Origin of the sequence: Methylobacterium sp. WL6, from assembly GCF_008040095.1 — a bacterium.
Lineage (GTDB): Bacteria > Pseudomonadota > Alphaproteobacteria > Rhizobiales > Beijerinckiaceae > Methylobacterium.
Map to the genome: position 1 here is coordinate 1 of NZ_VRVH01000187.1, position 8,949 is coordinate 8,949.

An 8,949-nucleotide genomic window follows, 5' to 3' on the forward strand; every position below is an offset into this window, starting at 1 on the left:
GGAGATGGCGGGGGCGGGGGTGAGCCTTTCGGGCCCGGTGGTGGTGGAACCGGCGCGGACACGCTCGGCTGCTCTGTCATCAGGAAGCCCGCCAGGGGGCCGCTCACCGGCGCCGACAGGCTGATCGTGGTGTTGGCATCGAACCGCAGACCAGCGGCGTCGCCCATGAAATAGAACCCGACATTCTGACCCGACATGCTGGCTTGCTGATCCACGATCAGCGGACCGTCCTTGATGATGTAGACGCCCGGGTTGAGTGTGACCTTGGCCGTTCCGGTGATATGCAGGCCGCCGCAATACGTGCCGGGATCAAGCGTCGTGCTGGCCGTCACCGCAACGTTGCCGGCTGCTGGTCCTCCCGGTCCCTTTCCTGGGCCAGGGCCGGCCGCCGAACTCACCGTCACGCAGCCCCCGGGGGCGGTGCGGTCACGATGCTGGCCAAAGGATCGTTGATCGCAGGGCAACCCGGGGTCACAGGCGGCGCGAAGTTGGCGCGGGCTGTGCTCGATCCACCGACGCTGCAGATCCTGTCAGCCTCGGCGATGGCGTTGTCGTCACCCTGGATCGCCTTGGCATCTTTGGAGTTGGCATAAAGGGAGCAAGACGTCGCCGACAGGTTCGCGTTCTTCTCCAGATGCAGGCTACCCGTAGCAGCGGGATCGAGGGTGAGCAGGCACAGGCGCATCTTGCCCATGACCGTCGCGGTCGAGCGGGCTGTGATCGGCATCACCTTCACGCCGACGAAGGCTCCGAAGGTAGGTTTGAAATTGTCGGTCGCACTGGCTGAGACGCCGGTCTTGTCACTGGTGACCGAAACCTGCACGGTCAGGGGCCGATCAGGCGGGGAGGGTGCATTTTCGACGATGATCCGCTGAACGATGCTGGCCACCGCAGTCGAATTCGATGGCGCGAGCTTCAAGGCATTACCTGCCGCGAGCGTGGCATTGTCGACGGCGCTCTGCAATTGGCTACGGCGATAGGCTATGCGGCTGTAATCGATGCCGCCGCCAACCAAGCCAAGGAGGACCACGCTGGTCAACGCAAAGATCAGAGCGACTGCACCGCGGCGATCCGCATGGAAGCGTTGCCAGGTCTGCAGCGCGCGCTGCCAGTAGGGGACACGGTACGCGTGGGGGCGGCTTTGCCGAGCCATTCAGGTACCGTTTGCGAGCGTGTTCCCCCGAACGCTCACAAAGCAGCACACACACGTTAAAGATGCATTGGCTCTTGGTCTTCAGCGCCTCGGTCTCTGCGACGTGCCCAGTCCCGAACCTCGCCTACACCTCGACGGCAGGCTTGGATTGAAGGCAAAACGTCCGCTTCGGGGCAAACGGCCAGGGTCCGGTTGCCACTCTTCTCGGAAGTTTGGCTACAGGTACCAAGCGTCGGATTTCGACCCCTGGCAGGTTGGGCGCCGGTCGGCAGAGCCGCACGGCGCCCGCATCGTCCCTGCGCTACTCGGCCTTGCGCTTGACGATGGCGAGGGTCTTCGGATCGAGCTTCAGGTCGAACTGCTTGCCGGAGCCGTCGACGGCATCGTCGACCTCGATCATGCCGTCGTCCAGCTCGATCTCCTTCCACTGGGTGAAGCCTTCCTGCTTCAGCATCGCCTCGACCTTGGCCTGCTGGTCCGGCGGCAGCTTCTCGTCGGCCCGCGCCGCACCGGACAGGCCGGCGGCGAGGACGAGGGCGAGGACGGTGGAGGTCGGGCGCATGGTATACTGGAGATCACACAAATAAAAAAGTAAAAATCATAGCGGGAGATTTTTGGCTTAATGTCTATTCAGACTCTTTGAGTGTCGGCAATGATTTATTGACCGGAAACGGAATCGCAAAATTTGTTGCATTGAGGACATTAGAAGCAAAACTTCGTGAGAAGGGCGAGGTATACGACTATATAATGATCGACCTGCCCCCCTCTTTTGGCGGCCTAGTTCGATCCGCTCTTTATTCATCTGATCATCTCATTATTCCATGCACCTCTGATACTTTCAGTGAGTACTACATTGGATTGATTGCGCAAATGTTGCCACAGTTTATATCGGACTGGAATACAGGTATTGGCCGTTTCAAGCAGAATAATTACGGGTTGAAAGATTATGATGGCTACGGTCGTCCGGTCTTCAGCGGTTGGATTTTCAACGGATTCGATACTAGAGATAAGAAAATGCTTAGGGCCGATAAGGCTCATTACGAGAATATAAATGAAGCTATAGAAAATTTATCCGAAAGCCTGCAAAAGACCATAAAAGACTATAATCCTGTGATGGAATACACTGACGATGATTTTAATATTGGCCAAGTAGAAGATATGAACGTACTAATACAGAACAGTCTTTGGCAGAGTGTGCCTGCATCGAAACTTGCTGCACATAAACAAGTGAAAGATCTTACTGGAGATAGGGCCGCTTGGAGTGCATCGCAAATCGAATTGATCGGAAAGGTTGAAAATCAAATTCACGATATTGCTCAAAACATAATAAATAATTTTGAGTGAGAATGGGATCACATCATCCGTCGAGCGCGGCGTAGCGGCGGAAGATGCCCTGCTCGTTGAACGGGATCCGGCGCGGGCTCGCGAGGTAGGCCGCGATCCGCGGGCGCACCGCGACCGTCGCGTGCAGCGCGGCCACGCGCGGATGGTCGGGGAGCCGCGCCGCCATCGCCTTCGGGAAGGCGTAGCGCAGCCCGTCGATCAGCTGGAACAGCGACAGGTCGGCGTAGCTCAGGCGATCGCCGACGAGGTGGGTGCCGTCGTTGCGGGTGAGCACGTGCTCGAACCACGCCAAGAACTCGGGGATGCGGTCGGCGCGGAAATGCGCGGCGCGGCGCGCGGCTTCGGTCGTCTGGTCCTCGTAGGCGAGGCCGGCCGCGATCGGGTGGTGGGTGTCGTGCGCCTCGGCCACCATGTCGGCGATGGTGAGCTGGATCTAGTGCGTCCAGATCCGCTCGCCCTCGGCCGCTCCGACCAACCCGAGCCGCGGGCCGAGATAGAGCAGGATCGCCGCCGTCTGCCCGACGACCACGTCGCCGTCGCGCAGGAAGGGCGGTGCGAAGGCCGGGCGCGGCTCGTCGAGATCCTCCAGGATCCGCGTCAGCGCCGGCAGGCCGAGACCGTCGGTCTCCGCCTCGCGGGCGACGTCGACGTAGGCCGCGCCGGCCTCTTCCAGGGCGAGGCGCACGAACTCGCCGCGGCCCTGCAGCATCGGCCAGTAATAGAGCTCGTAGGGCATCGCCGCGCCGTCACGCGCGCGGCGTCACTCGCCCGGGGCCTCGTCGGCGGCGGCCTTGTCGGCCGGCGGCTCGGCGCTGGCGACGGTCTTGCGCTCCAGCATCGGCTGGAGGCGGAGCGCGAGCTGCTGGTCGAGATGGCGGGCGTAGGCGCCCTTGAAGAACTTAGCGCCGGTGCCGCCGCCGTAGAGGCGATCATGCGCCGCGATCATCGCGTCGACCTCGGGACGGCAGAGAAAGCCGATCACGCCGGCGGCCTGGAACCAGCGACCGGCGCGGGCGTGGTTCATCGCGCCCGGGTTGGCCATCACCGTCTCGGCGAAGCAATCGGTCGCGGCCTGCTGCAGCGGCGCCAGCACCTTGTCCGCCTCGGGCTTCGAACGCTCGCGCGCCGTGGCCGGCGCAAGGGCGAGGAGGAATGCGAGCGCACCGAGCAGCGGGGTCTTCATGGCGCGGGAAGCCTCGAACGAGTGATCGATCGAGGCGAGTATTCCCCAGGGATTTTGTCGGGAACAGGGCCGTCCGCGCCGCAGCGCACGCGCCGGGCGCGATCCTGCGCCATCGTCGCTTCCGCGTCACAGCGGCGCCCCCGCCACCGCCGCTTCAACCGCCAGTTTCGCCTGGGAGCGTCCTAGCCGCGGCGCTCGGCGTTCCAGCGACCGCTGCATTCGGGGCCGCCCTGGGTTGACCAGGTGCCGGTGCCGGTCCCCTGGCGGCCGAGGCGCCCGACGACGTTGGCGGTCGCCGCCCCGTTTGAGATCGTCGCACGCACCGACCCGTTGGTCGCGACCCGGCCGCTGATCGCGAAATCGCCGCCGGGATAGCTGGCCTCGCCGCGCTGGATCCGCACGCCGTAGCGATAGGCCCGGTCGCAGATGCCGGATTCGGTGATGACCTCAATGCTCCAGTTGCCGTCGTAGCGATCGGGGATCTGGACCTTCTTCCGGGCCGCGTCGGCGGGGCTGAGGCCGGCGGCTGCGAGGACGAGGAAGGCGGAGGCCAGCGTCAGTGCTTTCATCGGATCCCGATCGGGCGAGCGTGTCGAGTGCCCGGCACGCACCGCGCGGGCGTGCAGGCATGTCCGCTTCGAAACACGCGACGGCCGGATCGGTTGCCGATTTCTCCGCTCAGGCGCGGGCGGCCCGCCTCAGGGCGTCGTTCAGCAGCGCCAGGAGGTCGCCGCCGGCATGGAGGAAGCCGTGGACGCCCGCCGCCGCGAGCGGTTCGGCGAGATCCGCCCCCGGCTTGCCCGCGAGGTAGATCGTCCCGGCGCCGGCCGCCGCCAGGGCCTTCGCCGCGGAGACGGCGCGGGCTTCGTAAACGGCATCGGAAGAGCACAGGCAGGCGAGCGCCGCACCCGAGGCCTTGAACGCCTCGGCGAGGCTCGCATCGTCGGGGAACCCGTCGTTGCTCAGCGCCTCGATGCCGCCGGCGGCGAAGGCGTTGGCGGCGAAGGTCGAGCGGGCGTTGAACACCGCGACCGGGCCGAGATTGGCCAAGAACACCTGCGGGCGCTTCCCGGTCTTGTCGAGGAAGCCGTCGGAGGCGTCGCGAAGGGCCTCGTAGGGCTCGGCAAGCCGCTGCGACGGCAGGGCGTCGCAGGCGACCGCCGTTCCGCTGCCGAAGCTCGCCGCCGGGGGGGCGGCGACGGGCGCCACGTCGAGCACCGCGACCGGCTTCTCGGCAAGGTAGGGGAATTCGGTGGCGCCGGTCAGCGCCTCACGCCGCATCGCGACGTTCTTCGCCCGCGTCTCCCGGGTGATCTCGATCCGGCGCTGGAGCTTGCCGACGCTGAGCGAGGCGACGATGCCGCCCTCGCGCTCGATCGCCCGGAACGCCTCCCAGCCGGCCTCGGCCAGCTGCGCGGTCAGGCTCTCGAAGCCGCCGGCGCCGGCGGCCGGATCGGCGACGCGGGCGAGGTTCGATTCCTCGATCAGCACGATCTGGCTGTTGCGCGCCACCCGCCGGGCGAAGGCATCGGGGAGACCCAGCGCCTGGGTGTAGGGCAGGGCGGTGACGGCGTCGGCGCCGCCGAGCCCGGCCCCGGTCGCCGCCATCGCGGTCCGCAGGATGTTCACGAAGGGGTCGCGCCGGGTCATCATCCGCCACGCGGTCTCGGCCTGGAGCCGCAGCGGCTTCGGAGCGAGCCCGCAGGCCTGCTCGATGCGGGCCCAGAGCCGGCGCATCGCCCGAAACTTCGCGATGGTGAGGAACTCGTCCGCGTCGGTCACGAGCAGGATCCCGACCGCGTCGCGGGCCCGTTCCAGCGACACCCCTTCCGCCTCCAGCGCCCGGAGATAGGTCACGGCCGTGGCGAGCACCGCGCCCAGCTCGGCCGCCTCGCCGGCGCCGGCCTCGTGATAGGGCCGCCCGTCGGCCAGGAGCGCGCGCCCGGTGAAGCCGGCGGCGTCGAAGTCCTTCACCGCCTGCCCGAGCTTCGGCGCGATCTCGGACCACACCGCCCCGAGGCTGCCCGAGGCGGCGAGCGTGCCCACCGGATCGATGCCGAGGTCGAGGTCGCAGGCCGACAGGTCCTCGCCGCGCGCCTTCGCCAGCTCGACCACGAGGCGGGCCGCCTCCAGCCCGAGCGGGCCGGCGTCGACGCGCAATCCGATCAGCGGCAGCATCACGCCGGCAAGCGCGGCTTCCAGCTCTTCGACCGTGCGTGCGGTCAGGCCGTAGCCGTGGGCCGCCGGCGCGCCGGAGAACACCAGGGTCAGCGCATCGGCGCCGCCTTCGAGGTCGGCCAGCGCCTGCCGGTTCGCCTGCTCGATCTCGGGATGGTCGACCCGCTGGGCGATGCGCCACGGGCCGGCCGCGCGGACCGGCTGCGGCACGGGCTCGGCCGCCTCGTAGAGCGGCTCGATGCGCAGGCCGTCCGCCGTCTTGGAGACGAGGCGCTTCTCGTAGTCGGCGCCCTTCAGAACGCCCTCGACGAGGCCGAGCCAGCGCGCGCGGGTCGCGGGCTCGAAGAGGTCGGCAAGCGGTCTGTCTTCCATCGCGGAGGGCCTTCAAACGGTGCCGGGATGCGGGTCTTTCGCCCGCTCTCCCCATCCGTCTGCCCTCGCACGGCCCCGCTGGCGAGGCAATCGACGCCGGCGACCGTATTTTTTATCCAAAGATGATCAGGCCGGCGAAGCCCGCCGAGCCGACGATGATGCGCCACCACGCGAACAGCCAGAAGCCGTGGCGGGAGACGTAGTCGAGCACCGTCCGCACCACGACGAGGGCCGAGACGAAGGCCACCACGAAGCCGATGACGATCAGCCCGACGTCATCGCCGTTGAGGTTCTTGTAGTTGTCGAGCAGGTCCTTGGCGAAGGCGCCGGCCATGGTCGGCATCGCGAGGTAGAACGAGAACTCGGTGGCGGAGCGCTTGTCGGCGCCCATCAGCATCGCGCCGACGATGGTGGCCCCGGAGCGCGACACGCCCGGGATCATCGCCAGGCACTGGAAGATGCCGATCTTCAGGTCCATCGGCAGGGTGAAGTCGTAGACGTCGGTCTTCTTCACCTCGAGATCGGTGTCGTCCAGGACGAGCAGCACGAGCCCGCCCGCGACCAGGGTCGCGCAGACGATCCACGGGTTGAACAGGTAGGCCTTGATCACCTTCGAGAACAGGCCGCCGATGATCGCCGCCGGCAGGAAGGCGAGGAGGATGCCGAGCACGAACCGGCGCGCCTGCGGGTCGTTCGGCAGGGCGAACGCGATGCCGAGCAGCCGGCGGAAATACACCGCCAGGATCGCCAGGATCGCGCCGAGCTGGATCAGCACCTCGAAGGTGTTGTTGGGCGAGTGGAACCCGATGAAGTGCCCGACCAGGAGCTGGTGCCCGGTGGAGGAGACCGGGATGAACTCGGTCGCGCCCTCGACGACCGCGAGCACGACCGCCTTCGCGATGCTCATCGCATCCATCATCGCAGATCTCGCATCATCGCTGGTCTCGACCGTTCGCGCCGCGCCGGCCGGCGACCGGCCTGAGGGAGTGGAATCGCCGCCCGCGGCGGGACGCCCAAAGGCTTCGCCGACGATGGTGAACGAGCGGTTACCGCGTTCCGTGCGGCGTGTTAATGAGGCGGCAACGATCGAGCAATCATGATCATCCCACGCTCGGTCCCGCGGGTGTCCCGTGCGGCGCGTCCCGCCGGCCCTTTTCAGTCCGACAACGGCCTCGATGGCGACGCTCTATCACTTTCCCTTCTGCGCCAACTCGCGCTTCATCCGCCTCGTCCTGGCCGAGATGGGCCTGGAGCCGAGCCTCGTCGAGGAGCGGCCCTGGGACAGGCGCGACGAGTTCCTTCTGATCAACCCGGCCGGCACCACGCCGGTGCTGATGGAGCAGGGCGGCCTGGTCGTGCCCGGCGGCGGCATCATCGCGGAATACCTCGACGAGACCCGAGGCCTCGGCCTCACCGGGCGCCGGCTGATGCCGGACCATCCGGCCGAGCGGGTCGAGGTGCGCCGGCTGATGGACTGGTTCCTGGTCAAGTTCGAGGCGGAGGTGACCGGCTACCTCGTGACCGAGAAGATCGCCAAGCGCTTCATGACCAGCGCCACCGGCGGCGGCCCGCCGGACATGAACGCGATCCGCGCCGCCCGCACCAACGTCCGCTACCACCTGAAGTACATCGGCTACCTGATGGCGCGGCGCCGCTGGATCGCCGGCGACCACCTGACCTATGCCGACCTCGCCGCCGCGGCGCACCTGAGCTGCGTCGACTACCTCGGCGACGTGCCGTGGGACGAGGACGAGACCGCGCGCGACTGGTACGCCCGGGTGAAATCGCGGCCCTCCTTCCGCGCGCTGCTCGCCGACCGTGTCGCGGGCATGCCGCCGGCCGGGCATTACGCGGACCTGGATTTCTGACCGACCGCCGCATCTTCGCAGGCCGGGACCTGCGCCGCCTCGTCGAGGCCCGCGCCCGCCACCTGGGCTTCTGCGACCTGCAGGTCACCCGCCCGGAGGCGGTGCCGGAATTGCCCGGACGCCTCGCCGCGTGGCTGGGCGAGGGCGCCCACGGCACGATGGGCTGGATGGAAGACCGCGCCGACCAGCGTGCATCGCCCAAAACCCTGTGGCCGGGGGTGCGCAGCATCATCGTGCTCGCCACGAACTACGGACCGGAGACCGACCCGCTCGATCTGCTCGCGAAGAAGGATCGCGGCGCGATCGCGGCCTACGCCCAGCGCCGCGACTATCACGAGGTGGTGAAGGGCCGGCTGAAGGAGCTCGGCGGCTACCTCTCAGCCAAGGGCGACGTGCGGGTGAAAGTGTTCTGCGACACCGCCCCGGTGATGGAGAAGCCCCTGGCCGCGGCGGCCGGTCTCGGCTGGCAGGGCAAGCACACGGTGCTGCTGTCGCGCGATCACGGCAACTGGCTGCTGCTCGGCGCGATCTACACCTCGGCCGACTTGGAGCCGGACGCGCCCGAGACCGACCATTGCGGCTCGTGCCGCGCCTGCCTCGACATCTGCCCGACCAACGCCTTCCCGGGCCCCTACCGGCTCGATGCGCGCCGCTGCATCTCCTACCTGACGATCGAGCATGCCGGCCCGATCGCCGCGGAGTTCCGCACCGCCATCGGCAACCGGGTGTTCGGCTGCGACGACTGCCTCGCCGTTTGCCCCTGGAACAAGTTCGCCCGCGTCGCGCAGGACGCGCGCATGGCCGCCGATCCCGGCCTCGACGCGCCGCCGCTGGCCGAGCTCGCCGCCCTC

Annotated in this window: 9 protein-coding genes and 2 pseudogenes; 3 read left to right on the forward strand and 8 right to left on the reverse strand. The window is 67.5% G+C overall.

Annotated features, from left to right (window positions below; all coding sequences use genetic code 11):
- The 3 genes and pseudogenes from FV230_RS19775 to FV230_RS19785 all read right to left on the reverse strand — a co-directional run.
- Window positions 1-332: pseudogene (locus FV230_RS19775) on the reverse strand (hypothetical protein); the annotation flags it as partial.
- Window positions 333-400: 68 nt separating this feature from the next.
- Entirely contained in the window at window positions 401-1,153 is a 753-nt protein-coding gene (locus tag FV230_RS19780; protein ID WP_147843602.1) for a pilus assembly protein TadG-related protein, read from the reverse strand.
- A gap of 301 nt (window positions 1,154-1,454) precedes the next feature.
- The gene (locus FV230_RS19785; protein WP_147729719.1) at window positions 1,455-1,715 is read right to left on the reverse strand and encodes a PepSY domain-containing protein; all 261 of its coding nucleotides are present in this window, start codon (window positions 1,713-1,715) and stop codon (window positions 1,455-1,457) included.
- Between the two features lie 131 nt (window positions 1,716-1,846).
- Between FV230_RS19785 and FV230_RS19790 the strand changes: the two genes are divergently transcribed.
- Window positions 1,847-2,497 carry a ParA family protein gene (locus FV230_RS19790; RefSeq protein ID WP_281408307.1) on the forward strand — a complete coding sequence of 217 codons (651 nt, stop codon included), beginning with the start codon at window positions 1,847-1,849 and terminating at the stop codon, window positions 2,495-2,497.
- Window positions 2,498-2,510: 13 nt separating this feature from the next.
- Here FV230_RS19790 and FV230_RS19795 read toward each other — a convergent pair.
- From FV230_RS19795 to FV230_RS19815, 5 genes and pseudogenes are all read right to left on the reverse strand, one after another.
- Window positions 2,511-3,233 (reverse strand): annotated as a pseudogene (locus tag FV230_RS19795) (glutathione S-transferase).
- 24 nt (window positions 3,234-3,257) lie between these two features.
- Complete coding sequence (locus FV230_RS19800) at window positions 3,258-3,680, reverse strand: hypothetical protein (protein WP_147843604.1); 423 nt, start codon at window positions 3,678-3,680, stop codon at window positions 3,258-3,260.
- Between the two features lie 182 nt (window positions 3,681-3,862).
- Complete coding sequence (locus FV230_RS19805) at window positions 3,863-4,249, reverse strand: hypothetical protein (RefSeq protein WP_147843605.1); 387 nt, start codon at window positions 4,247-4,249, stop codon at window positions 3,863-3,865.
- A 109-nt stretch (window positions 4,250-4,358) separates the two neighbouring features.
- Window positions 4,359-6,230 (reverse strand): methylmalonyl-CoA mutase subunit beta, encoded by a 1,872-nt coding sequence (locus FV230_RS19810; RefSeq protein WP_147843606.1) that lies wholly within the window; start codon window positions 6,228-6,230, stop codon window positions 4,359-4,361.
- A gap of 112 nt (window positions 6,231-6,342) precedes the next feature.
- Complete coding sequence (locus FV230_RS19815) at window positions 6,343-7,146, reverse strand: undecaprenyl-diphosphate phosphatase (protein WP_147727639.1); 804 nt, start codon at window positions 7,144-7,146, stop codon at window positions 6,343-6,345.
- Window positions 7,147-7,405: 259 nt separating this feature from the next.
- Here FV230_RS19815 and FV230_RS19820 point away from each other — a divergent pair, with 259 nt between their 5' ends.
- Entirely contained in the window at window positions 7,406-8,098 is a 693-nt protein-coding gene (locus tag FV230_RS19820; RefSeq protein WP_147727635.1) for a glutathione S-transferase family protein, read from the forward strand.
- A gap of 29 nt (window positions 8,099-8,127) precedes the next feature.
- A partial coding sequence (gene queG / locus FV230_RS19825; protein WP_147843607.1) for a tRNA epoxyqueuosine(34) reductase QueG occupies window positions 8,128-8,949 on the forward strand: 822 nt, incomplete at its 3' end.

What these genes read in the sequence shown, in the direction of transcription:
- FV230_RS19815 (WP_147727639.1), bottom strand. Translation starts at nt 7,146, where the DNA reads ATGGATGCGATGAGCATCGCGAAGGCGGTCGTGCTCGCGGTCGTCGAG.
- FV230_RS19800 (WP_147843604.1), bottom strand. Translation starts at nt 3,680, where the DNA reads ATGAAGACCCCGCTGCTCGGTGCGCTCGCATTCCTCCTCGCCCTTGCG.
- FV230_RS19810 (WP_147843606.1), bottom strand. Translation starts at nt 6,230, where the DNA reads ATGGAAGACAGACCGCTTGCCGACCTCTTCGAGCCCGCGACCCGCGCG.
- FV230_RS19785 (WP_147729719.1), bottom strand. Translation starts at nt 1,715, where the DNA reads ATGCGCCCGACCTCCACCGTCCTCGCCCTCGTCCTCGCCGCCGGCCTG.
- FV230_RS19820 (WP_147727635.1), top strand. Translation starts at nt 7,406, where the DNA reads ATGGCGACGCTCTATCACTTTCCCTTCTGCGCCAACTCGCGCTTCATC.
- FV230_RS19805 (WP_147843605.1), bottom strand. Translation starts at nt 4,249, where the DNA reads ATGAAAGCACTGACGCTGGCCTCCGCCTTCCTCGTCCTCGCAGCCGCC.
- FV230_RS19780 (WP_147843602.1), bottom strand. Translation starts at nt 1,153, where the DNA reads ATGGCTCGGCAAAGCCGCCCCCACGCGTACCGTGTCCCCTACTGGCAG.